Raw genomic sequence first — 24,826 nt, 5'->3', positions numbered from 1 at the left:
TCAGGCCACTCCCTCTGCGGCGAGCTGCTTATCAACCCAGTCGTAGCCGGTTTTCTCCAGTTCAACAGCCAGATCACGGCCGCCGGTGCGCAGGATGCGGCCGGCGGCCATCACATGCACGTAGTCGGGAGTGATTTCATCGAGCAATCGCTGGTAATGGGTGATCAGGATCGTGGCGTTCTGCGGACCGGAGAGCTGATTCACACCGCCGGCCACAATGCGCAGGGCGTCGATATCGAGGCCGGAATCGGTTTCATCAAGGATCGCCACCACCGGTTCCAGCAATGCCATCTGCAGGATTTCATTGCGCTTCTTCTCGCCACCGGAGAAGCCCTGATTGACGCTGCGCTCCAGGAAGGCCGGATCCATCTGCACAACCTTGAGCTTCTCGCGCACGTGGTCTTCAAAGTCAAAGGTGTCGAGTTCTTCCTGGCCGCGCTTCTCGCGCCGAGCATTGGTGGACACGCGCAGAAATTCCAGATTGCTGACACCGGGAATCTCAACCGGATACTGGAAGCTGAGGAACACACCAAGGCGTGCACGCTCTTCTGCCTCAAGTTCAAACAGGTCTTCACCGCGGTAACGGACACTGCCGCCGGTGACCTGATAGGCGGGATGGCCGGCCAGGACCTTGGAGAGTGTGCTTTTGCCGCTGCCGTTACGGCCCATGATCGCGTGAATTTCACCGGCTCTGATCTGGAGATTCACGCCTTTGAGGATGGGCTGATCCTCAACGGATGCATGCAGATCATTGATGTCGAGGAGAAGCTCTGCGTCGGGGCGAATCACAGTCGAGAAGGAAGGGTTAAGTGATGGTCAGACATTGAGCCTGGGAGGTGGGTTCAGCCAACGGACCCCTCAAGCTTGAGAGCAAGAAGCTTGTCTGCCTCTGCGGCGAACTCCATCGGCAATTGGTTGAACACATCACGGCAAAAACCACTCACCATCATCGAAACCGCTTCCTCAAAACCGATACCGCGACTCTGCAGATAGAAGAGCTGGTCTTCTGAAATCCGGCAGGTGCTGGCCTCATGCTCGATCGCTGATTCCGGCTGCTGGGAGCGAATATAAGGATAGGTATTGGCGGCGGCCTGATCACCAATCAGCATGGAATCGCACTGGCTGTAATTGCGAGCTCCTTTGGCCGATGGTCCGATCTGCACCAGCCCGCGGTAACTGTTGCTGGAATTCCCTGCACTGATCCCCTTGCTCACGATCGTGGAGCGGGTTCGGGCACCAATGTGAACCATCTTTGTGCCGGTGTCGGCCTGCTGTTTGTTGTTGGTGAGAGCCACGGAATAAAACTCACCGACGGAATCAGCTCCCTGCAGCAGACAACTAGGGTATTTCCAGGTGAGCGCTGAGCCGGTCTCCACCTGGGTCCAGCTGATGCGGCTGCGGGCGCCGCGACAATGTCCACGCTTGGTGACGAAGTTGTAGATGCCGCCTACGCCATTCTCATCACCGGCATACCAGTTCTGAACAGTGGAGTACTTGATGGAGGCGTCATCAAGCGTCACCAGTTCAACCACGGCGGCATGCAGCTGGTTGGTGTCGAACATCGGGGCAGTGCAGCCCTCGAGGTAACTGACGGAAGCGCCTTCTTCCGCCACGATCAGGGTGCGTTCAAACTGCCCTGTGTCTCCGGAGTTAATCCGGAAATAGGTGGAGAGTTCCATCGGGCACTCGACTCCCTTGGGAATGAACACAAAGGAACCGTCACTGAAAACCGCCGAGTTAAGGGCAGCGAAGTAATTGTCATTGCTGGGAATGACAGAACCGAGGTAGCGCTCAATCAGTTCAGGATGTTCTTTGACAGCCTCACTGAAGGAGCAGAACACGACACCGTGCTCGGCGAGTTTTTCCTTGTAGGTGGTGGCGATCGAAACGCTGTCGAATACAGCATCAACAGCAACGTTGCTCAGGCGTTTCTGTTCACTTAGTGGAATTCCCAGCTTGTCAAAAGTTTCGAGAAGTTTGGGATCCACTTCATCGAGCGAGCTTTTTTTGACCTGCTGCTTAGGAGCTGCGTAATAAACGATGTCCTGATAATCGATCGGGTCATAGCCCAGTTCAGCCCAGTCGGGCTCCTCGAGAGTGAGCCAGTGCCTGTAAGCCTTGAGTCGAAATTTGAGAAGGAACTCAGGCTCTTCTTTTTTACTGGAAATCAGTCGAACGATCTCCTCACTGAGGCCCTTGGAAATCTTTTCGGTCTCAATGTCCGTGACGAAGCCGTATTTGTACGGCTGGCTGACGAGATCCTGAGTGGAGGCGGATGTCATATGGCCCGACCTGCCAAGGCGTGAATGGTTTCCGTGGTGATGCTCTGGTGCTCCCCACGGAAAGGGCTGTCTTCAGTCAGGAACAGCATGCAATGGCATTCTTTGCGCTCGCGCATGGGCACACATGGGCAATTCCAGAAGGCTTGGGAGGCCTCAGCTTTCTTGTCCTCGTAGTGACGGCACGGGCAGAGTGCACCGCCCAGCTCATCCTTGTGACGGGCGAGCCCCTTGAGAACAACAGCTGTGACACCACGATCACTGCAGAAGTAGGTATCGGTGCGCTTTGCGTAGATTTCGGCAAATTTGCGGATGGCTTCCAGGCTCTCCGAGGTCGGCTCTCGATTGCCGGCAAGGGCATCAGTCATGGCGGCGAACGTTGGCAAGAGTGTCGAAGCCAGGGAGATACGAAACAAAATGGTTTCGTATTTGGAGCCTAAAGCACGGATCCATCACCCGACCATGTGACCATTGTGACGAACGTCGGTTCTAGCGGGGAAAGCCTGCCGTTGCGGCGCCGTCCGACAACACTGGCCCGACAGGCGCCAAGACCGTCCGGATTGAACTGAAATCACCTCATCAGTCAGGGCTGGTTGCAAGGGCAGTTGATACACGCAACTTTCCAGCCAGAGCCTGAGTTGGCATCAATTCATGCACGCCGTGGTGCCCCCCACAGGAGCTCGCCAACCGGATTCACTGCTGACTGATGACAAGGAACCATCTCAGCTGGACAATGCACTGACGAGGTCTGGTTCCGAGTTCGTTCTAGACATCTCACTGGGCATCGCTCAAGGCAGTTGATGCATTCCCGTGGCATGGTGAAATCATCAACCCGATCTCATGGGCGCGTCAGCTCAGGCTCCCACTCGTGAAGCGACGCTCACCCTGCTCCTGCGGCAGGGTGAAATCAGTGCTGCTGATCTAGCGAGCGAACTGGGAATCTCAGTTCAGGCGATGCGCCGTCATCTGCGCACATTGGAAGACGAAGGACTGGTGGAAGCGAGTCCGATCACAGCTGGGCCTGGCCGGCCCTCCAACCAATGGAGACTCACTCAGCAAGGTCATCAACACTTCCCTGATGGCAGTGACACTTTTGCGCTGAATCTGCTCGAGTCGATGGCCAAAAGCCTGCCACCGGAGACCCTGGCAACGCTGCTTGACCGACAGGCCCATGAGAAAGCACACCACTACAGGCACCAGCTCGGCGATGGACCGCTCGAACAGCGCATCCGCAGGTTGGTGCGTCTACGCAGCCACGAGGGATACGTCAGCGAAATGGTTCCAGCTGAGAATGGTCTCGGTTGGTACATCAATGAATTTCATTGCTCTGTGCAGAGGATCGCGGAGGAATTCCCAGCTGTCTGCGACCAGGAACTTCAGCTGATCCGAATGACATTCCCTGACTGTCAGGTGGAAAGGGTGCACTGGCGGCTGGAATCAGGACATTCCTGCGGTTTTCAGATCAGTCCGACTAGTACAACGTCCAAAGAATCCAAACCAGGATTTAGCCCGTGAGCGTGGATCCATCGCCGGCTTCAGGCCCGTTGGACAGGCAGCAGATCGAACGCATCGACGCCACGCTTCTGCCCGCCGTCGACCGCCACCTTCTGCGGCTGCAAGCCCACTGCCTGGCGACATTTCAGCAAATCGCCATGCCGCTTCAGCAAGGACCTTTACCAACTCGGGATCACTGGCAGGACTGGTGTGATCACCAGCCTCAGCTGGCCAATGACGCGGAATTCCGGGAACAGCTGATGATGCAGTTCACCGTGATTGCAAGCCAGCTTGAGGAGCTCGCCAGGCAGCTAAAGCTGAGCCCACTCGAGCTGAAGCTCAACGATTTGATCCAACACGCCGAAGCCAACAGCCGTGAACGCTTGTCGAACACGGAATGAACAGATCGCTGCACACACGTTGAAGATCGCGAACCGATCGCTCTGCTGCGATCATCCAAAACAGACCGTCCAAAGCCGATGACCCTGGACATCCCCGACGCGCCGACATTCTTCCGACTGAGCTGCGGAAGCTGGCGGTCGCAGCGGAGCGTGCATCACCTCCTGCATCGCCGCAGCGAAGCGGGGGGATCGCTGATCGTGGTGGAGGACCTCGAACTCAACGATGAACGCTTGCTGGCCATGGCCAAGCAGCACGACAAGGATCCTGGCCTGATCATTGGCGGCAGCTACGTGCGCTGGAGCGCCTCGATGGCCTGGGACCGCGATGGCGATGCCCATGATGGTGAAACCTGCTTCGCTTTGATCGGAGACAGTGAGACCGCCCGCTCCGGCACGATGCTCCGGGATCAGGGCTACGCGGAAAAAGCGCCTGCAACCTCGACATTCGCCATGGACGACAGGGATGGGCTGATCCTCTGCACGAGCTACGAAATGATGACCGTCTGGGAACGCTTCAGTTTTGCCGGCCCGGATGTGCGCATTCGTTCCAGCACCGTTGAAGGACTGTCCAACAACGCGTCCTTCTGCGTGGAGACCAGACTCAAAAACGACAGCTCATCCACCGGCTCCCAAGGGATGACAGCTCTTGTATCACCCTTCGGCTGGTGAGTGTCCTCTGTTACGGACTGTGAGTAGGCCGGAACCAGTTTGGAAGTGTGTTGACTCCCACTTATACGATCCAGCCAGTGTGTTCCGACTCGAGTGGCGATTCCTCTTCTTCAGTACGCACCGACGACACAGAACAATCGCGTCGCAGCTCTCAGCGTTGCTTCTGAAGAGACCCAGCGTTCCCTTCAGATGGACATCTCGATGGACGCTGACAACATCAACACGGTGATCGAATCGGCTTACCGCCAGATCTTCTTTCACGCGTTCAAGAGTGACCGCGACAGCTTCCTCGAGTCACAACTGCGTGATGGCCAGATCACTGTCCGTGACTTCATCCGAGGGTTGTGTCTATCAGACACTTTTAAAAGGACGTTCTACGGCTTCAATTCGAACTACAAGGTGGTTCGTCACCTCGTCCAGAAAATTCTGGGACGCAAGACCCACGGACGTTCTGAAGAAATCTCCTGGTCGATCGTGATCGCCACCAAGGGTGTCGAAGGCATTGTGGATGCCCTGCTTGACAGCGAGGAATATCTCGAAGCCTTCGGCTACGACTGTGTTCCTTTTCAACGCAATCGCGTGCTTCCAGGCAGGGAGCTCGGTGAGACCCCTTTCAACATCACCACCCCGCGCTACGACGAGTACTACCGGGGGATTCTCGGTTTCCCCAAGATCATCTACACCGGCAAAGCCAAGAGCCTGCCGGCACGTGCCAGCCGTTCCCGAGGTGGTTTCAGCGAGGATTATCTGCCGTGGGTCAGAGGTATCGCTGCCGCAGGCTCAGCCTCTCCCGAGGGCAATCTCGACATGGACTATCTCTCGAAAGTTCCTTACCGCAGCATCGGCCGCTGAATCGCTTCCCCAGTCCGAGATGTTTGAGCGGAGTCCCCAGTGGGGCTCCGCTTTTTTGTGTGATGCATCAGAACTGAAACGGATACGGTCTGGGCAGCTCATGCAGTCAGAAGATGCTGACCACGGGCGATCAAGCTCCCTGAAAACCGGACCTTTCCAGCAAACTGATCCCAAAGAAACCCGGTAGCCCGACCGTGACGCAAGCCATCACATCCCTCGCCCGCATGACCCTGCGTCAGCTGCGTCAGATGGCCAGTGATCTCGGCGTTACTCTCTACAGCCGCAAGAGCAAGGAAGACCTGGTTTCCGCGATTGCCGAAAAACAGGAGCGTCGTGGCGGTGATCTCAAGGCCATCGAAGCGGAACTCAATCCTCCCTCGCGCCCCCAGTCGGAGACCCGCGTGGTGTTCCTGCCAAGAGACCCCCAGTGGGCTTATGTGTTCTGGGAAATTTCAGACAACGATCGTCGCCGCGCTCAAGGTGAAGGCGCTGCCCACCTGAATCTTCGTTTGGCTGATGTGACGGGTCTCCAGGACGGCTCGGCCCATCCGCACACTCTCCAGGAAGTTCCAGTCGACAGTCACAGCACCGAGTGGTACCTGCCAGTGCCCCTCTGCGATCGCGACTATCGCGTTGAACTTGGCTTCCGCTCCGGCAGCCAGTGGATCTCCCTGGCGTTCTCGTCTGTCGCCAGGGTTCCTGCCCTGCACCCCAGCGACCAGATCCTCGATCAGTTCGTGCCCTTCAGCCTCGAAACCGCTACTCCTTCACCAGCTCCGGTCAGCACATCCAGCTTTGAGCCCAGCGACAGCGGCTTGCATGAGCGCCTGTACCAGAGCGCTACTACCCACTTCCGCAGCCGCAGAGTGGGATCTGAGGTTCTGCATGAACAGGACTCATTTTCAGGAGATCAGCGTGGTCTCAGTGATTCCGGTGTTGGCTTGTGGGCCAGCGGCCTCAACGAGTCCGGTCTCGGAGGAGTGACCCCTCGCCAACGCACCTTCTGGCTGGTGGCTGATGCAGAGTTGATTGTTTATGGAGCCACTGATCCTTCCGCACGCCTCACCATCGGCGGCGAAGAAGTACCTCTCTCCAGCGATGGAACCTTCCGCATTCAGGTTCCCTTCCGTGACGGTGAGCAGATGTATGCCGTTGAAGCGACCGCGGCGGATGGTGAGCAGAAGCGCAACATCACGCTCAACTTCGAGCGCGTTACCCCAGAAGACAACAGCAACCCTGCCAGCGAAGCCAAAGCTGAGTGGTTCTGATCCTGTGGGAGTCAACCGAAAAGCCCTGCGCTGGATTGTGGCCATCACGCCTGTTGCAGGGGCAGTGGCATTCCCGGTGCTTGTGCCTCTCACGATGGCAAAAGTCGGGATCGGCGCGGGTGTTGGCCTGGCACTCGTTCTCAGCAGTCTCTGGTTTGTGGGAATGCTGAAAACCTCTGAGATGCCTCACTGACCGATTGCCCGGCAAGGCGGTGGAACACTTGCAGCAACCGAATAGCAGTGGGTGCTGGACAGGCTGCGAGAAAAGATTCAAAAACTTGCCGTCCTGCCACTACTGACGCCAATGCTGCTGAGCTGCAGCCAGGCAGGACAAATCGTGGGTGCAGCCGATGCTGAGCTGCCCTTGCCGCAGAACTTCCAACTCCACTTCAATCATCGGGACTCCGGCCGCTACCAAAGTCCCCGGACAGGCCAGTGGCGAAACGGCGACAACCTTGAAGAGCAGTTGACCGGGGAGATCAATGCGGCCAAGCAGGAAGTGCTGATGGCCATTCAGGAACTCACCCTTCCGCAGATCGCCAAAGCACTGATTCGCGCCAAGAAGCGGGGAGTGCGTGTTCAGGTGGTGCTGGAAAACAACTACAGCAGGCCCTGGTCGGAACAGCATCCCAGCGATCTGTCAGCTCACAGCCGGCGGCGCCATCAGCAACTGCAACTGCTGGCGGACAGCAATCGCGACGGCAGGCTTACCGCTGAAGAACGGTTGGCTGGCGATGCCGTTGCGCTGCTGAAACAAGCAGGGATCACAATCATCGATGACACAGAAGACGGGAGCCGAGGCAGTGGCCTAATGCATCACAAGTTCCTTGTGGTGGATCAGTCTCTGGTGATCACCGGCAGCGCCAACTTCACCAGCTCAGGAATGCATGGTGATGCAGGAGCAGCGCGAAGCCGGGGCAATGTGAATCATCTGCTCAGCATCAGGAGCCCCGAATTGGCCGGATTGTTCCGAGAAGAATTTGCAAGGATGTGGGGGGATGGTCCGGGAGGCGAACGCGACAGTCGATTCGGACGCGGGAAAATCAGCCCAGGAATCCAAGCCGTTCAAGTCAATGGCATACAAATCGACGTGCTGTTCGCTCCTCACTCAAAACAATTCCCGGCTCATGGATTGGACCTGATCGCAGAACAGCTGGCTGCAGCAAAGCAAAGTATCGATATGGCGCTGTTTGTTTTTTCAGCCCAAACACTGACCAACGTTCTGGCGAAGCGCATGACTGCTGGTGTCGATATCCGACTGCTGGCGGATCCAGGCTTCGCAAGCCGCTCCTTTTCTGAAGTGCTGGATCTGCTCGGATTGGAACTGCCAGACCGCTTTTGCAAACTTGAAGCGGGCAATCAACCCCTCAAAACGGCATTACAAACCGTTGGTTCTCCACGCCTCGCCCGCGGCGACAAGCTCCACCACAAGTTCGCCGTGATCGACAACAAAACTGTGATCACAGGATCCTTCAATTGGTCGCCCGCTGCTGCTCACACCAATGACGAAACGCTGCTTGTGATTCACTCAGCCAAGCTTGCTGCTCATTTCACACGTGAAATGAACCGCATGTGGCGCAGTGCTGAACTGGGGATCACACCGCACATCCAGCGCAAACTGGAACGACAACGTGCCAAGTGCGGCCGAGGGCTGCAAAGGCGTTGATTTGGCGAAGCGTGATTGGCACCTTCCCAGCAACGATTCAAAATTAATTGGATAAAGACACCATCAACAAGTCTTTAGTAGTGAGTCAACAAAAGCAATAAAGCAAAAAAAATGATTCAGTACAACCAATGAAGAGTGTAGAAGTTCAGCAGTCAAGAAACACTGGTATTGCCATTTCGCGAAAAGAGCCTAGTTTCCAGGTTTTTAATCAACACATAGACCGGTGGTACAACCAGCAATGACAACGTCATGCCCATTAGAAGGCCGCCAAAAACGACCGTGCCGATGGCTTGCTGAGCACTGGCTCCGGCATTTTGTGCAATGACAAGGGGGAAAAAGCCAGCGAGAGAGGCGACTGAAGTCATCAAGATGGGCTGAAGCCTTGCTTTTCCTGCCTCTACAGCGGCGAAAACAATCTCTGCACCAGCCGACACGCGTTGCTCTGCAGCTTCGACAACAAGAATAGAGTTTTTAGCAGCAAGACCAATCAGCATCAAGAAGCCTATCTGAACAAAAATATTGACATTCATCGAACGCAATTCGAGGAACACAAGACTACCTAAAATGGCAATCGGAACAGTAATCATAATCACAGTTGAAATGATATAACTTTCATATTGAGCGGACAGCACCAGGAAAACAGTCAATGCAGCCATCACAAACAGGAAAAGGATTTGACCACCTGATGTTTCCTGAACCCTTGATACACCAGTAAATTCGTAACCAATATCTTTATAGCCAAGAGATCCCATGACATCTTTGACAGCCTTAATCGCCTGCCCTGTTGAGTATCCCGGACTGGGAACAGCCTGGCACGTAATAGAGCGATTGAAATTAAAGTGATCAATCGTCTGAGGGCTAGTGACTAGTTCATAGCTAGCAATCTCTTTGACACTAACATAATCCCCGTTGGAATTTTTAACGCCATAATTCATCAAGTCATCAATCGTGCTTCTCTCCTGGGGTTGACTGATAACAAAAACATCCTTCGGCCCCCCATCCAGGGAGGTTTGCACAATCCGTTTACTGCCAGCATAAGTACCGATTGTATCAACAACATCTTTATAACTAAGGTTAAGAGATCCAAGTAACGACCGATCAATGTTGATTTGATAGGATGGATTATCTGGAGAAAACCGAGTTTGAATGCTTTGTATTGAAGGCTCCTGTGAAGCCTTAGCCAAAAACTGCTGCGTCAACGCATAAAACTCATCAATCGAATAACGACCGTTGCTTTCATCAGTCAAAGCAACAGTCAAAGAAGCATCCTCTCCAAATCCAGCAATCATTGGTTGCTGAACCAATTGGATTGGGAATCTTGTAGGTAATGCTGAAAGGATTACAGAGAGATTTGAAGATATTTTCTCGATTTTTTGGCTTAACTGACGACGCTGATCCAAAGGCAACAATTGTAGAAATATAATTGCATAGCCATCACTGGTGTCGATGGCAACAAAATCGTCAATACCCGATGACTTTTTAGCTTTTTCTTTATTTAGGAAGTCTCTAGCTTGGCTGCTTACAGGTCCATAGGCTGTAATCGATGCTCCTGGGCTAAGTTGATAATAACCCGTCAAAAGACTCATATCTTCTTGTGGAATAAAACCAACAGGAATGATATTGAATAAATAAAGCGTTACTAAAGCAAAAGGCACGAGAGAAACACCCACGAGTTTTCTTTTTCTCAAAAACCAACCCAATAATTTCTCATAAGCGGATTCAAGTTTTGAATAATATTGATTAAAACCATTAAAAACAGACTCTAACTTGAGACCAATGAAAGCAAAAAGAGCTGCACTGATCGGCAAAGCAAGGTTTCCAAAACTCGCCTTCGTGAAGTAACCCATCAAGAGTCCAACTCCAGCACCAAAGATTGCTGTAGTCCACGATGGCATTGACTCCATTCGACCTGGACGAAGCAATAGTGCAGACATCATCGGCGAAAATGTCAGAGCATTAAACGTTGATATAGCAATCGAGCAGATGATCGCAACTGCGAACTCGATATAAATATTGCCAATGGGGCCGCTGACCAACGTTACGGGGAGGAACAAAGAAATCAGTACTAATGACGTGGATATAACCGCGCCAAACAATTCATTCATGGATGCGAAAGATGCTTCTAGGGAAGACATTCCCTTTTGAATATTTGCCGTTACCGACTGAACAACAAGTATCGCATCATCGACAACCAGCCCAGTTGCCAAAACCAAAGCGGTCATAGTCAGAAAATTCAGCGTGAAGCCAAAGAGTTGTAAAAAGGCAAATGTTCCCACGATCGATATCGGTATTGCCAACCCGGGGATGAGGATGGTGCGCCAATTTTGCAAAAACAACAACAGGATTAAAACAACTAAGATGATTGCCAATCCCAACGCATCAAATACATTTGAAATCGAATCTAAAATAAAAGATTTTCGATCCTGGAATTGCACGACTTTAATACCAGGAGGAGCGGTGGATTTAAATTTTTGAATGAGCTTTTCAATCTTCTCGCCGACCTCAACAGCATTACTTCCAGACTGAAGATTAATTTGAATAAAAACCCCGGGATAGCCACTGCTTGACAGGATAGAATTTTCAGGACTGGCAATATATTGAACATCACCAATATCTTTAACCCGCAGAACTGCTCCAGTGCTCAATCGCTTAAGCACAATATCTTCAAATTCTCCTATTGATTGAATGAAGCCACTATCCTCAATCATGACTGAATAACTATATGAGGAGGGATCTCCAACACGACTGGCTCCAACAGTTCCACCAGAAGCAGGAAAATTCTGAGAGAAAATCTGACTATCCACTTCCTCAATGCTTAATCCATAAGAACGGACTAAGTCTGGATTGATTGAAATTTGAAAGATAGGTTTTGTTGGATATAAAGTTAGCTTACCAACTCCATCAATCAATTGAAGTTGTCTCTTCAATTGATCCTTAGCCATCGAATTAAGGTAAGCAGCATTGTATTGACCTTTTGTTGATGTGATCAAGTAAGAACTAATGGATGTATCTGTTGTCTGCGAAATTGTAACCCCAAGATCTGTAGTTGCCTTCGGTAAATTCGACTTGGCCTGTTGAACACGGTTCTGAACATCTAAAGATGCTGTATCGGCAGAAGTATCAGGATCTAAATGCAGCGTGATAGAAGTTGAATTAGCATTGGAAGTTGAAGTGATGTAATCTACGCCGGGTGTGTCCGATAAAATATCCTCAAGCTGCTGTGTAATAGATAGTTCAACAAATGATGCATTACCGCCTGGATAGGGTGCAGTCACAACAATTTGAGGCTGTGCAATATTGGGCAAAAAATCAATTGGCAACCTACCAAGTGATATCAACCCAAGAATAAAGATCACCAGACTGCAGACACTGGTAAGAACTGGTCTTGAAATGAAACGATCAGATAGAGACATTATAAATCAAAATTACTTAGAAGACCTAATTGATACAGGTGTGCCATTAGCAAGCACCGCTGATCCACTGATTGGGATCAAATCACCGACTGTTAAGCCTGACACTACAGGAAAATAATCATCCTGCAAGTTACCTAATTTGAGTGGTGTATTAACAGCAATTAGGGTAGTTGAAGGCAGCGTAGACATTGATTTTTTTTGTTGAGGAGTAACATCTGAATTCTTCAAAAAAGATTGAATTGGAATGAGTTTATAGGTATAAGGTTGTTGAGCTTTAAACAACACTGCTGTAGCAGGCACGCCAGGATGACGCTGATTCCCAATAACAATTTTGGAGCGAATTAATTGCATAGGACGAAGACCTGCTTTTTCGTTAACAAACACTGCTCTAACCCTAAGAGTATTCAAGGGCTGATAGTTACTAGAATCAGACTCAAAATAGGGAGGGATGAAAGCAATTTCACCCTCACCAATAACATCGTTTTTTGACTCATCAAGCATTTTCACTTGTTGACCTAACTTGATTTTGCTTGCTTGCAATGCAGGAACAGAAAGGTCAATGGAGAGATTTTCATTATTAACTACAAAAAAGTTACTCTTGCCTTGCTCGAAGTATTGACCAGGGTTAACACCAGATAAATCTCCGACAATGCCATTAATCGGTGATCGAATTGATCTCTTATCAAGAGCTTCTTGTTTTGCAACTAAATTACTTTTTTTGCCAATGGCAGCAACTCTGGCTTCCTCTGCCGATTCCTTTGATTCTGCACCTTTTTTAAACAACCACTGTATACGCTTTGCATGCAAATCAGCTTCTTTAAATTGGGCCTGCGCAGTTTTGAATTCGGCAATTTCTTGTGCATTATCCAGCACAACCAGAACCTGGCCACTCGTTACAGAATCACCTTCCTTAACAAGTACTTTTGTAATTAGGCCACTGACTTGTGGCGTGAGCTTAATATATCCAGGATTGATCAAAGTTCCCTCAGCTTCAATCACCTCAGCAAAATCACGGACTTGAATCCTCGTCACATCGACCGGAAAAGCTTGAGGAGCTGAACTTTTATTATGGCAACCTGCCATTATGCAGCTAAGCCCGCATATAAAGCCAACCTTAACTGCTAATCGCATTTTGGAGCGGACGTGCGAAGGCAAAATTGGGTCACTAAACTTGCCTAAGCCTAGCTCTTAAATCTGCTCTCATGTAATTCGTCAACAAGTATTTCACGGCTTTAGGACTTGCCAACAAAAAGCAACAATATTATTATCAACCAGCTCTTCGATTTAAACATCGGCTAGATAATTTTTAAGTAGCTGCTCCTGACACTGGAGAATTTCATGAATTGCATGATCAATGCTAAAAGCTCATTCTGCAGAATCCACTCAACCAAACCGCAAGTGCCCGAATGATGCGCAAGCGCGTATCAGTTGCAGGCTGACTGTTGACTCGTCACTGATTAGTTTAAAAGGGAATCACAATTTGCATGCTGCTTTCGGTCACAAGGCTGTTAGCTTTTTTAATTAAAAGAACAAACCCTCTCATCTTAATCTCATTCAACTCTCATTCAAAAATACCTGGACAAGGCATTGATTTATGAAAGACACACCCAGTGAATCCTCTGCTGAAGAGCTTGTCGAGCAACCTTACAAGTATGGATTCGTCACAGAGATTGAAGAAGAAAAAATCCCAAAAGGGATTGATGAAGATGTGATTCGCTTGATCTCGGCCAAAAAAAATGAGCCGGATTTTATGCTTGAATTCCGCCTCAAAGCCTATCAGCACTGGCTATCTCAGGATGAACCTGACTGGGCAAAGCTAGGATATCCACAGATCGATTATCAAGACATTATTTATTATGCGGCACCTAAAACAAAAGAGAAAAAGCGGAGCCTCGAAGAAGTCGACCCTGAACTCCTAGATACATTCAGCAGACTAGGAATCCCGCTGAGTGAACAAAAAAGGCTGGGAAATGTTGCAGTAGATGCTGTATTCGACAGCGTTTCGATTGCAACAACATTCAAAGAAAAACTTGCGGAGCATGGTGTAATATTTTGTGGCTTTGCAGAAGCAGTAAAAGAGCATCCTGAACTTGTCAAAAAATATCTTGGCACTGTCATTCCCAGTAACGATAACTTCTTTGCTGCCTTAAATGCATCGGTGTTTAGCGACGGCACTTTCGTCTATATCCCCAAGGGCGTGGAATGCCCGATGGAGCTTTCCTCCTATTTTCGGATTAACTCCGGAGATGCCGGACAGTTCGAGCGAACCCTGATTGTGGCGGAGGAAGGCGCTTCCGTCAGTTACCTCGAGGGCTGCACAGCACCGATGTTCGACACCAATCAGCTTCATGCCGCCGTGGTTGAACTGATTGCACTTGACGATGCCTCCATCAAATACTCCACTGTTCAGAACTGGTATCCAGGTGACGAGAACGGTGTTGGCGGCATTTACAACTTCGTAACCAAACGTGGACAGTGCCGTGGTGCCAGAAGCTGCATCAGCTGGACCCAGGTGGAGACCGGTTCAGCGATCACCTGGAAATATCCCAGTTGCGTTTTGATCGGCGAAGATTCCGTTGGTGAATTTTACTCCGTCGCCTTAACACATCATCTTCAACAGGCAGATACCGGCACAAAAATGATTCATATCGGTCCCCATACACGCTCAACCATTGTCAGCAAGGGGATCAGTGCAGGCAGATCGAGCAACAGTTATCGAGGACTTGTTCATGTCAACCCTTCCGCCAAAGGAGCTCGAAACTACAGCCAGTGCGATTCCATGCTCATAGGAGACAATGCCAGCGCCAATACCTATCCTTATATCCATTGCCAACAGATGAATTCTGCAATTGAACATGAGGCCAGCACCTGCCGGATTTCAGAAGACCAGCTCTTCTATCTGCAGAGTCGCGGTATCGGTTTCGAGGAAGCGGTTTCGATGATGGTGAGTGGTTTTTGTCAGGACGTTTATAACCAGTTACCGATGGAATTTGCAGCAGAAGCCGACAAACTTCTCTCACTTCGCCTGGAGGGAGCTGTGGGGTAAAGCCCCTGATCCACACCCCAACAACGCAGTATTTCTTTAATTTTCTCCATGATTAATCCGGATTCAGAGCTTCTCCTCGACATCAATGATCTGCATGCATCCGTTGAGGATCAGCCCATCCTCAAAGGCGTGAATCTCCAGATCAGAGCCGGTGAAATTCACGCGATCATGGGCCGTAACGGCAGCGGCAAAAGCACACTCTCCAAGGTCCTGGCCGGCCATCCCGCCTATCAGGTCACCGGCGGCAGTGTCCGTTACCGCGGTGAAGACCTGTTTGAACTTGAGGCAGAAGAGCGTGCACGCCTTGGTGTGTTCCTCAGCTTCCAGTATCCGGTTGAGATTCCCGGTGTCAGCAATCTGGAATTTCTGCGCGTGTCCACCAATGCTCGGCGCGAGAAGCGGGGCCAGGAAGAACTCGACACCTTTGACTTTGAAGACCACGTGCGCGAGAAGCTCAAGGTTGTGCAGATGGATCCGGCCTTCCTGGAGCGCAGCGTCAATCAGGGCTTCTCCGGTGGCGAGAAGAAGCGCAATGAAATCCTGCAGATGGCATTGCTGGAACCGGTGGTGGCGATCCTTGATGAAACCGATTCCGGCCTCGATATCGACGCCCTGCGCATTGTGGCCGGCGGTGTGAATCAGCTCTCCGGTCCGCAGAACGCCACGATCCTGATCACCCATTACCAGCGATTGCTCGATGAAATCACTCCCGACTACGTGCATGTGATGGCCGCCGGCCGCATCCTGCGCACCGGCGGCCGTGATCTGGCTGTTGAACTGGAGAAAACCGGCTACGACTGGGTTGATAAGCAGCTCGCCGCAGAGGGAGTGGCCTGATCATGCTGAGCAGTGTGCTGGCACCGGTGCAGCAGCGAGGACGTGAAGCCCTCCAGCGTCTGGGATTGCCCACCCGTAAACAGGAAGCCTGGCGACTCACCGACCTCAAACGCCTTGAGGCCGTTCATGGCCTGCCTCCCATTGACGCCGATCTCGAGAATGATTGGCCACAACCACCGCAAAGCGGAGTCCGCTTGCTGCTTGGGTCTGACCAACATCCATTGGAAGGAGTGGAGCTCCCAACGGGCATCAAAGCCTTGAACAGTGATGAGATCGAGGTCCTTCTCGGTCGCGCGACAGATCACTGTGGCTGCTCGCAGGACTGGCCAGTGGAACTGAACAAGTCCTGCAGCCGTCAGGTCCTCGCTTTACAGATCAGCGGCAAGGCTCCAGCAGTGGAACTCGTGATTGCTGCCAGTGGTTCAGGCATGCTGGCAACACGTGTTCTACTGGTGCTTGAGCCGAACGCCGAACTCGAGCTGCTCCAGGTCTTCCAGTCAAAAGACGGCGTTGCGCATAGCCATCTGTGCGAAATCCTGCTCGGGGAAGAGTCACAGCTTCAGCATGGCTTGGTCTCCATGGGCGATGGCAGCAGTTCACTGCTGACAACGCTGGCCATCCAACAAGAGCCTCGCAGCCACTACGCATTGTCCTCCTTCGTTCAGGGGTCGTTGTTCGCTCGAATCGAGCCAAGAATCGTGCAACTGAGTGGGCAAGCCTTTACCTCTCTGAAGGGATTGGCTGTCGCTGCCGATGAGCAGCAAGTCGGCGTGCACTCCGCAATGCGTTTTGACGGCCCCGAGGGTGAACTGGATCAACTGCAAAAAAGTCTTGTCTCAGGAAAATCGCACACGATTTTCAATGGCTCGATTCAGGTGCCCAAAGAAGCACAACGAACCAATGCGGCACAACTCAGTCGCAATTTAATGTTATCGAGCCGTGCACGCGTTGATACCAAGCCAGAGCTTGAAATCATCGCTGACGACGTGAAGTGTGCTCACGGCGCCACTGTCAGCCAGCTGCAGGAGGATGAACTGTTTTATCTGCGTAGTCGCGGAATCACTGAAGTGGAAGCAACAGCATTACTTCTGAATGGATATTGCCAGGAAGTGATTGATCAGTTACCGGCAAATGCTGAACGATGGCAACTTTCAAAAAGAATGCACGATGCACTGATGGCAACGACTTAGCCATTCAGCCTTCCATCCTGAAAACAGATCAACCCACTACTTTCATAAAAAACAAGTCAAGCATCCATTTCAAATGCTGTAAAAAACCAAACTTTGATCTTATCGCTGTCATCAAAACCAATCGGGACAATTTCAATTCTGATTTCGGGAAAGACTTGGCGACGATTAATGTCATTTACCGATCAACAGGGCAGCTGATCCAGTTCAAGCTTCAGAGGTTTGTTCGAGTCTGACTCCACTCAGGCATGGACCGGACCGAATCATGACAGGCAGGACCTTGCGTTCCAACTCGAACATCAATCAAGGGCCTCCACAGATGAAAGCAGGCCTGCTGCCGGTGGGTGAGCACTTGCGCTGCGTTTCTGAAATCGTCGCCATGCGTGATCTCAGGTCAGAATGCCGCAACGTGTAGGGCCATCCCTGTGAGACTGCCACTGATGCTTTTGGGGTTTGCCTTGATGCTGCCTTCAACAGTTCAGGCCAAGCCCAAAAAGGTTCCCTTCCCGACCAGGGAGGAACTGCGATCACTCCAACTGATGGCCTATGGCTGCTCGCGCGCGAATGATCAAGACAGCTGCAGCAAGACCCGCAACCTCGCTGATCCACTCATGGACCACCCCAGACTTTCGGCTGCCTGCAAAGACACCGTATGGGAACTGGTTCAGGCCTCACAAGCGGTCACGACCAACAGCTTCCAGCGCCGTGACAGCATCGACCGTCCTGCACGACGGCTGACGCTGGTCTGTGCCAGACCGGACAAGCCGCAAGAACCTGCTGCCCCAACCCAGACTTGAGTCTCTGCGAGGACTCAATCCCATTCGAAGTCAAAGCGTTGATCAGGCAGCAGCCGCGTCAGCTCAGTGCCTGCAACCTGCCACAGCTGGCTTGAGATCAGCGGATGTGAACGCAGTTCACGGACCAGCTCTTTCACATCACCTTCCGTGAGTCCATGGCTGGACACCATCGATTCCAGACGTTTCTGAAAGTGCTCAAACACCATCTGTTCCTGCTCAGACAGCGGGCTGGCGTTGGGGTGATTGATATCCATAACGCTTCAGAAGCCGTTAGATCCAAAAGGTAGCTGCGACAAGTGGTCGCGCCGACAACCCTGATCAGCATCTGGCGTGTAAAGGTTCTCGGTATTCGCTCCCGTCAGGGATGACCGCCTCCGCCTTGGCTGAACCCGCTCCAACCTTCGTGCGGCTCGACGCCCCTTTCACCGACCAGAAGCCGGGCACCTCTGGATTGCGCAAGAGCAGTGCGCAGTTTGAGCAACCGCACTATCTCGAAAGCTTTGTTGAGGCTGTGTTTCGCACTCTGCCTGGCGTGCGAGGAGGCACCTTGGTGCTCGGAGGCGACGGCCGTTACGGCAATCTGCGCGCCATCAATGTGATCCTGCGCATGGCCGCAGCCCATGGCCTGAGCAAGGTGATCATCACCACCGATGGCATTCTCTCCACGCCGGCAGCATCCAACCTGATCCGCAAGCGAGAGGCCATCGGTGGGATCATCCTTTCGGCCAGTCACAATCCAGGCGGCCCCAATGGTGACTTTGGAGTGAAGGTGAATGGAGCCAACGGCGGCCCCACACCGGGATCCTTCACCGATGCAGTGTTCGAGTGCACCAAATCGCTGGAGCAGTACGCCACGGTTGAGGCTGCCGATCTCAATCTCGACACTCCAGGAACGCACAGCATCGCTGCCATGGAGGTCGAAATCATTGATGGGGTCGATGACTTTGTGGCCTTGATGCAGCAACTGTTCGATTTCGATCAGATCAACGCTCTGCTGCGCAGCGATTTCCCACTGGCCTTTGACGCCATGCATGCCGTCACAGGTCCCTATGCGAAACGTGTCTTCGAGGATCTGCTGGGAGCACCAGCAGGCAGCGTGCGCAATGGCATTCCACTCGAGGATTTCGGCGGCGGCCATCCTGATCCCAACCTCACTTACGCCCACGAACTGGCCGATCTACTCCTCAAGGGAGACAACTACCGCTTTGGTGCAGCCTGCGACGGTGACGGCGACCGCAACATGATCCTTGGTCATCACTGTTTCGTGAATCCGAGCGACAGCCTGGCCGTGCTGACCGCCAACGCCACGCTGGCACCGGCCTACGCCGCTGGACTGGCAGGCGTCGCGCGCTCAATGCCGACCAGCTCCGCTGTTGATGTGGTGGCGAAGCAGCTGGGCATTGAATGCTTCGAGACACCCACAGGCTGGAAGTTTTTCGGGAATCTGCTGGATGCCGGCCGCATCACTCTCTGCGGCGAGGAAAGTTTCGGCACAGGCAGCAACCACGTGCGCGAAAAAGACGGTCTCTGGGCCGTGCTGTTCTGGTTGCAGATCCTCGCGGTACGTCGTTGCAGCGTGGCGGAGATCATGAGCCACCACTGGAATCAATTCGGGCGTCACTACTACTCACGTCACGATTACGAAGCGGTGCCGAGCGAGGCAGCCCATGGCCTCTACGACCGGCTTGAAAATCTTCTTCCTGGGCTTATGGGTCAGAGCTTCGCCGGTCGCAGCGTCAGTTGTGCCGACAATTTCAGTTATACGGACACTGTGGACCAGTCGGTGACTCAGGGTCAGGGGCTGCGCATCCTTTTGGAGGACGGCAGCCGCGTTGTCGTGCGCCTCTCCGGCACCGGCACCAAGGGGGCCACCATCCGGGTCTACCTGGAAAGCTATGTGCCGAGCAGTGGTGATCTCCATCAGGATCCTCAGATCGCCTTGTCAGACATGATCAGCAGCATCAACTCCCTAGCGGAGATTCAGCAGCGGACGGGTATGGCGCGACCCACAGTGATCACCTGATTACCGCTTGCTCAGCTGAAAGAGTCGGACCAAACAGAGAGAGGAAAACGGTCTCTCAGCGTCGCCGCTGTCCCCGCAGGGTCTTGTTGTGCGAGCGATACTCCTCTTCGTTGGCACTCTCCTGGAGCTGACGCATGCTCTCGATCGCTGAGCCAAACAGGACGGCGGAAGCAATCACGACACCATGGAGATAAACCAATCTGGTGCGTGGAATCTGTGCCGGTGTATTGCGGATGAAAGTGCCGAGAAAAATCGTGAGAATGACGCCGATGCCGGCACCGGTGAAGGCAGCCCAGAGCACCTTGAAACCGTTGAATCCAGAAGGAGCCGCGTTGCGGGAGTGAGACCTTGTTGAGCGACTCATGAGCTGATCGGGCTCGAACGATCCGCCTGCCCAAGCAGAGACTTGAGCGCGACATAAAAAACCGGCACGACGAACAGCGATAGGACGGTGGCGATCAGCAGACCACCGAACACCACAGCCCCGAGAGACGTCTGGCTACGGGCACCTGCACCGCTGGCGAAAACCAGTGGCATGAAACCGAACAGCGAGGAGATCGCCGTCATCAAAATCGGCCGCAGACGGGAACCGGCCGCAAAACGGGCGGCCTCCAGGGCATTGGCACCAGCCTGCATCCGCTGATTGGCCATATCCACGATCAGGATTCCATTGCCAGCGGCAAGGCCGATCAACATCACCAGGCCCACCTGGGCATAAACATTGAGCACTTCACCCCGCAAGGCCAGAAAGGCGAGTGCGCCCAACATGGCTGTCGGCACTGTCATCAGAATGATCAGCGGATCGGCGTAGCTTTCGTACTGCGCAGACAGCACCAGGTACACCGCCAGGATGCCGAGGGCAAAGATCACCACTGCCAGGGCACCGGCCTTCACTTCCTCACGGGAAATTCCGGTCCAGTCGAAACTGAGACCCTGCGGGTTGATGGTCTCAAAGATCCCCTTCATTGCTTTGATCGCCTGACCAGAGCTGTTCCCTGCCGCGGGCGTGCCTTCGATCTTGATGGCTCTGTAGAGATTGAAGTGAGGAACCACCGTGGGCCCCAGGGTTTCACGCACGCTGAAGAACTCCCCTAGCGAAATCAGATCACCGTTGGTGCTCTTGACGTAGAGGGCTGAAAGACGCTCAGGGGTCGCACGACTTTGAGCATCGGCCTGAACATAGACCCGACGCACCTTGCCCTCCTGGAAGGTGTCGTTCACATAGAGGCCACCGAAGTTGATACTGAAGGTCTGCATGGCAGCACCGAAGTCAACATCAACAGCGGCCATGCGATCGCGATCCACCTGAATCTCGATCTGTGGCGATTCAGGTGCGAACAGCGTGTAGACACGGTTGAGATCAGGGTCAGCATTACCGGCCTGGATCAGGCGTGCTGCCGTGCCATAAAAATCAGCGAGGCTGTAGGCCCCACCACTTTGATCGAGCAGCTGAAACTCAAATCCACCGCCAGTGCCATAGCCAGGGATGGCCGGAGGTTCAACGACAAACACCCTGGCACCGTCAACCGAACGGGCCAGCTTCTGATTGAGCCGCTCCACGATCGCCCCCACGGTCTGATCCCGTTGCTTTCGCTCAGACCAGTTGCTGGTGCCGAAGAAGAACAAGCCCTTGTTGGGACTGTTGCCATCCAGACTTGCCCCGCTGAACACCGACGCCGCCGTGATGTCCTTTTCTGTGCGCAGTACGGCAGCCACCTGCTGATTGATCGCCTCAGTGACCTGGGTGGAGACGCCCTCCGGTGCCTGCACCACGCCAATCGCGTAACCCTGATCTTCGATCGGCACAAACCCACCAGGAATGGCCCGGAAAGCAACGGCCGTGAGCAGGATGCCGATGCCAAGGATGCTCATCACCAGTCGACGACGACCGAGAGCCCACTCCAAAGCGGAGGCGTAGCGGCTCTCCATCACGGCATAAGCACTGTTGAATTTGACGAAAATGATCGGTGTAAACCAACCAAGAGCCAGGCCCAGGGCTGGATAGACCGTCACTGGGATGATTCTGCTGACTCCGACAAGAATCAAGCCTGTAATGGCTCCACCGATGGTGAAAGGCAGGGTGACCTGTCGATCGATCAAGCGCCCCAGCAGCAGACCGATCAAGGCACCAACAGCAAGGGGAATCAGCACCAGGGGCGCTCCGGCACCGGCCACCAGCAATCCATACACAAAACCGATCACCATGCCGGCAATGGCATAGCTCCGCCGTCCTGGATCCTTGGATTCGCGCGCCAGCAACAGTGCGGACAACATCGGTGAGAAGGTGAGCGCATTGAAGGTGGAGATGGCGATCGAGAAGATCACCGTGGCCGCGAACTGTTTGTAGATCGTTCCCGTCGCACCAGGGAAAAACAGAACCGGCAGGAACACAGCAAACTTCACCAGCGAGGTGGCGATGATCGCTGAGAACAGCTCGTCCATGGTGGCTTTCGCTGCCTCCAGGGCCGACATCCCCTCCGACTGTTTAGTGGAGGTGTCCTCGATCACGGTGATCGCATCGTCAACCACGAGACCCGTCGCCAGCACCAGACCAAACAAGGTGAGCTGATTCAGGGAAAACCCGAAGCCAAGCACCAGCCCGAAAGTGCCGATCAGCGCCACGGGGATTGCAATCCCAGGAACAAGGGTGGCCTTCCAGTTCTGAAGAAACAGGAAAAGAATCAGAACAACGAGCACCACCGCATCCCGCAGGGAATTCACCACGCCCTGGATGGAGGCGCTGATGAAGTCGGTGTTGTCGTAGATCTTTTCCATCTTCATGCCCACGGGCATGGTCGTCTCAAAGTCGGCTAAGACCTGCTTCACGCCGTCCGACACCTCCAGCGCATTACTGCCTGAAAGCTGATAAACAGCCAGCCCCACGGACGGAACACCCTGGAGATCGGTGGCGCTGACGGCATACGACTCACCACCGAGCTGAACATTGCCCACATCTCCAAGACGCACAAGGCCACCCCCTTCAGCAGTTCGCACCACCATCTGCTCAAATTCCTCGACGCTGCGCAGGCGGCCCTGGAGCTGCACGGTGAACGTGAACTGCTGCCCCTTCGGAGAAGGCTCACCGCCCACCTGACCAGCGGGTACGAGGCGATTCTGGCTGGAGAGCTGGTTGACCACATCGGTCGACGTGAGGCCGAAACTGGTGAGCTTGTCTGGATCAAGCCACAGCCGAAACGCCAGTTTGCGGTTACCGAAGTAAGTGAGGTCGCCGACGCCGCTCACCCGCTTGATGGCATCAGTGAGCTTCAGATCCAGCAGTCCGCTGATCGTCTCAGCGCTGTAGGTGATCTGGTCCGGATCCTCACTGCCGAAGTTGTAGACGAGCAGAATCGAGTTGGACGCCTTATTGACGCTGACTCCAGCCTTGCGAACCTCCTCTGGCAGCTGCGGTTCTGCCAGAGCCACACGGTTCTGCACATTGACCTGATTGATGTCACCGTCGGTGCCGCTGGCGAAGGCCACATCGATGGCACTGACTCCATCGGCGGAACTGTTGGACTTGATGAAGTCCATGTTCTCCACACCGTTGATCTGCTGCTCAAGAACACTGGTGACGCCCTCCTCAACAGAGACGGCATCGGCACCGGTGTAATTGGCCCTGACTTTGACGGTTGGGGGAGCGATGTCCGGAAGATTCTCGATCGGAAGAAGCGGAATCGCAATCAATCCCACGATCACGATCAAGATGCTGCAGACCGTCGTGAGAACGGGTCTGGTAATGAAATTATTGGAGGCGGACATGACTCAGTCGCTCAGTTCTTCACCTTCACGGGCACGCCGTGGCGCAGGCTGAGCAGATTGCTGGTAATCACCTTCTGTCCGACCCTGAGCCCCCTGGTGACGGGATAGCGGTTGTTCTGCAGGGGACCGAGATTGACCGGCGTTTGCAGCGCAAAAAGGGTCGAGGAGGGAATCACGCCACGATCAATCCCCCGCTTGATCCTGGCCAGGTCAGCCTTACCAGGCTGTGCTTCAAGCTCCTGGAGTGTTCCAAGACGGAACACAAAGCTCTGGCCGGACGTCTGCGTTACGGCAGCAAATGGAACGGACGGCTCCTGGCGGGAGTCGAGCTGAACCCGAGTGCGCAACCTCTGACCGTTGCGCAGCTTTCCATCTGGATTGGGGAACTGCGCCATCACCAGAAGGGCCTGTGTTCCGGCGTTGATTCCAGGGTCAATGGACATCACCGAACTCCTGGCCATCACCTCGTTCCGGCCAGGAAGACTGAGCAACACCGGCAATCCAATCCTGATGCGATCGGCGTAGGTTGAAGGCACCTCCACCCTGGCCTCAAGGGTGTTGTTGCGAATCAATTTGGTGAATGGGTCGCCGTTTCTGACCACATCCCCGACCTGCACGGAGACGTCTGCCACTGTTCCAGCGATCGGTGACTGCAGGTTGCTGTAGGCCAGGGTGGCCTCCTGAGCTTTGACCTCTTCTCGCGAGGCGATGTAGATCGCACGCCGCTGATCACGATCTGAGGCTTCCGCGGCACCAAGAGGCACCAGGAATTCATAACGTTTCAGCTCCAGCAGATCCTTTTGCTCTTGGGCTTTTAACCCGGCCAGCTTGGCCTGCTCCTGAGCCTGATCAAGGGTCATGAGCAACTGCCCCGGGGTCACCCGATCTCCCTGGGTGATTTTCAATTCAATGATCCGGCCTGATGCCTGAGCCGCAAGCTGAACCAGGTCGCCGGCCTCCAGCGTGCTCACCGTGTCGACATCATCTGTGAAGGCAGCCTCGGTGACAGCAGCCTGCTGCACTTCTGGAAGGGGTCTCTGCGCATTGCCACCCTTACCGCAGGCACTCAGCATGAAGGCCGTCAGTGCCACAGGGATGAGGGATTGGTTGAGACGCACAGTCAGGACGCAGT

At 53.5% G+C, this 24,826-nt stretch carries 21 protein-coding genes; 12 read left to right on the top strand and 9 right to left on the bottom strand.

Annotated features, from left to right (window positions below):
* Genes sufC (SIB58_RS00275) through SIB58_RS00265 form a run of 3 tightly spaced genes read right to left on the bottom strand, consistent with a single transcriptional unit; the run spans position 1 to position 2,647 of the window.
* The gene (sufC, locus tag SIB58_RS00275; RefSeq protein WP_066912472.1) at positions 1 to 789 is read right to left on the bottom strand and encodes a Fe-S cluster assembly ATPase SufC; all 789 of its coding nucleotides are present in this window, start codon (positions 787 to 789) and stop codon (positions 1 to 3) included.
* Positions 790 to 842: 53 nt separating this feature from the next.
* Positions 843 to 2,282, bottom strand: a complete 1,440-nt coding sequence (gene sufB, locus SIB58_RS00270; protein WP_066912470.1) for a Fe-S cluster assembly protein SufB — start codon at positions 2,280 to 2,282, stop codon at positions 843 to 845.
* Positions 2,279 to 2,647 (bottom strand): ferredoxin-thioredoxin reductase catalytic domain-containing protein, encoded by a 369-nt coding sequence (locus SIB58_RS00265; RefSeq protein WP_066912468.1) that lies wholly within the window; start codon positions 2,645 to 2,647, stop codon positions 2,279 to 2,281. Before SIB58_RS00265 ends, sufB (SIB58_RS00270) begins: the two co-directional genes overlap by 4 nt.
* A gap of 472 nt (positions 2,648 to 3,119) precedes the next feature.
* On the opposite strand from SIB58_RS00265, the gene sufR reads away from it, so the two are divergent.
* The 7 genes from sufR to SIB58_RS00230 all read left to right on the top strand — a co-directional run bounded on the left by sufR (position 3,120) and on the right by SIB58_RS00230 (position 8,629).
* Entirely contained in the window at positions 3,120 to 3,794 is a 675-nt protein-coding gene (sufR, locus tag SIB58_RS00260) for an iron-sulfur cluster biosynthesis transcriptional regulator SufR (RefSeq protein ID WP_066912467.1), read from the top strand.
* Positions 3,791 to 4,174: a hypothetical protein gene (locus tag SIB58_RS00255; RefSeq protein ID WP_231857214.1), complete on the top strand. Its 384-nt coding sequence runs from the start codon at positions 3,791 to 3,793 to the stop codon at positions 4,172 to 4,174. Before sufR ends, SIB58_RS00255 begins: the two co-directional genes overlap by 4 nt.
* Before the next feature lie 78 nt (positions 4,175 to 4,252).
* A complete protein-coding gene (locus SIB58_RS00250) occupies positions 4,253 to 4,843 on the top strand; it encodes a phycobiliprotein lyase (RefSeq protein WP_067327666.1) in 591 nt (196 codons plus the stop codon).
* Positions 4,844 to 4,936: 93 nt separating this feature from the next.
* A complete protein-coding gene (locus tag SIB58_RS00245) occupies positions 4,937 to 5,695 on the top strand; it encodes a phycobilisome rod-core linker polypeptide (RefSeq protein ID WP_066912461.1) in 759 nt (252 codons plus the stop codon).
* Positions 5,696 to 5,889: 194 nt separating this feature from the next.
* Positions 5,890 to 6,963, top strand: coding sequence for a DUF4912 domain-containing protein (locus SIB58_RS00240; protein ID WP_067327669.1), 1,074 nt, complete (start codon positions 5,890 to 5,892; stop codon positions 6,961 to 6,963).
* 4 nt (positions 6,964 to 6,967) lie between these two features.
* On the top strand, positions 6,968 to 7,156 hold the full coding sequence (locus SIB58_RS00235; RefSeq protein ID WP_186541432.1) for a hypothetical protein: 189 nt from the start codon (positions 6,968 to 6,970) through the stop codon (positions 7,154 to 7,156).
* Between the two features lie 111 nt (positions 7,157 to 7,267).
* Positions 7,268 to 8,629, top strand: coding sequence for a phospholipase D-like domain-containing protein (locus tag SIB58_RS00230; protein WP_067327672.1), 1,362 nt, complete (start codon positions 7,268 to 7,270; stop codon positions 8,627 to 8,629).
* 152 nt (positions 8,630 to 8,781) lie between these two features.
* Here SIB58_RS00230 and SIB58_RS00225 read toward each other — a convergent pair whose 3' ends face one another.
* Positions 8,782 to 12,042 (bottom strand): efflux RND transporter permease subunit, encoded by a 3,261-nt coding sequence (locus tag SIB58_RS00225; RefSeq protein ID WP_067327673.1) that lies wholly within the window; start codon positions 12,040 to 12,042, stop codon positions 8,782 to 8,784.
* 12 nt (positions 12,043 to 12,054) lie between these two features.
* A complete protein-coding gene (locus tag SIB58_RS00220) occupies positions 12,055 to 13,125 on the bottom strand; it encodes an efflux RND transporter periplasmic adaptor subunit (protein WP_197461228.1) in 1,071 nt (356 codons plus the stop codon).
* 511 nt (positions 13,126 to 13,636) lie between these two features.
* Here SIB58_RS00220 and sufB (SIB58_RS00215) point away from each other — a divergent pair.
* The 4 genes from sufB (SIB58_RS00215) (at position 13,637) to SIB58_RS00200 (ending at position 17,909) form a co-directional block, all read left to right on the top strand.
* Positions 13,637 to 15,088: a Fe-S cluster assembly protein SufB gene (gene sufB / locus SIB58_RS00215; RefSeq protein ID WP_066912452.1), complete on the top strand. Its 1,452-nt coding sequence runs from the start codon at positions 13,637 to 13,639 to the stop codon at positions 15,086 to 15,088.
* Between the two features lie 48 nt (positions 15,089 to 15,136).
* Positions 15,137 to 15,925 (top strand): Fe-S cluster assembly ATPase SufC, encoded by a 789-nt coding sequence (gene sufC / locus SIB58_RS00210; protein WP_067327676.1) that lies wholly within the window; start codon positions 15,137 to 15,139, stop codon positions 15,923 to 15,925.
* A 2-nt stretch (positions 15,926 to 15,927) separates the two neighbouring features.
* A complete protein-coding gene (gene sufD / locus SIB58_RS00205) occupies positions 15,928 to 17,115 on the top strand; it encodes a Fe-S cluster assembly protein SufD (protein ID WP_414494687.1) in 1,188 nt (395 codons plus the stop codon).
* A gap of 458 nt (positions 17,116 to 17,573) precedes the next feature.
* On the top strand, positions 17,574 to 17,909 hold the full coding sequence (locus SIB58_RS00200; protein ID WP_369813459.1) for a hypothetical protein: 336 nt from the start codon (positions 17,574 to 17,576) through the stop codon (positions 17,907 to 17,909).
* A gap of 14 nt (positions 17,910 to 17,923) precedes the next feature.
* Here SIB58_RS00200 and SIB58_RS00195 read toward each other — a convergent pair whose 3' ends face one another.
* On the bottom strand, positions 17,924 to 18,163 hold the full coding sequence (locus SIB58_RS00195) for a hypothetical protein (RefSeq protein ID WP_067327492.1): 240 nt from the start codon (positions 18,161 to 18,163) through the stop codon (positions 17,924 to 17,926).
* Positions 18,164 to 18,273: 110 nt separating this feature from the next.
* Here SIB58_RS00195 and SIB58_RS00190 point away from each other — a divergent pair, with 110 nt between their 5' ends.
* The gene (locus SIB58_RS00190; protein ID WP_067327489.1) at positions 18,274 to 19,932 is read left to right on the top strand and encodes an alpha-D-glucose phosphate-specific phosphoglucomutase; all 1,659 of its coding nucleotides are present in this window, start codon (positions 18,274 to 18,276) and stop codon (positions 19,930 to 19,932) included.
* A gap of 55 nt (positions 19,933 to 19,987) precedes the next feature.
* On the opposite strand, the gene SIB58_RS00185 is transcribed toward SIB58_RS00190, so the two are convergent.
* From SIB58_RS00185 to SIB58_RS00175, 3 genes are read right to left on the bottom strand one after another with little or no spacing between them, the layout of a single operon-like run.
* The gene (locus SIB58_RS00185) at positions 19,988 to 20,296 is read right to left on the bottom strand and encodes a hypothetical protein (protein ID WP_066911918.1); all 309 of its coding nucleotides are present in this window, start codon (positions 20,294 to 20,296) and stop codon (positions 19,988 to 19,990) included.
* Positions 20,293 to 23,694 carry an efflux RND transporter permease subunit gene (locus SIB58_RS00180; RefSeq protein ID WP_066911917.1) on the bottom strand — a complete coding sequence of 1,134 codons (3,402 nt, stop codon included), beginning with the start codon at positions 23,692 to 23,694 and terminating at the stop codon, positions 20,293 to 20,295. Before SIB58_RS00180 ends, SIB58_RS00185 begins: the two co-directional genes overlap by 4 nt.
* A gap of 11 nt (positions 23,695 to 23,705) precedes the next feature.
* Complete coding sequence (locus tag SIB58_RS00175; RefSeq protein ID WP_082823457.1) at positions 23,706 to 24,767, bottom strand: efflux RND transporter periplasmic adaptor subunit; 1,062 nt, start codon at positions 24,765 to 24,767, stop codon at positions 23,706 to 23,708.
* Positions 24,768 to 24,826 lie beyond the last annotated feature (59 nt).

The sequence above is a fragment of the Synechococcus sp. MIT S9504 genome, assembly GCF_047497135.1.
Classification (GTDB): domain Bacteria; phylum Cyanobacteriota; class Cyanobacteriia; order PCC-6307; family Cyanobiaceae; genus Synechococcus_C.
This window is presented reverse-complemented; position numbering and strand designations above follow the sequence as displayed.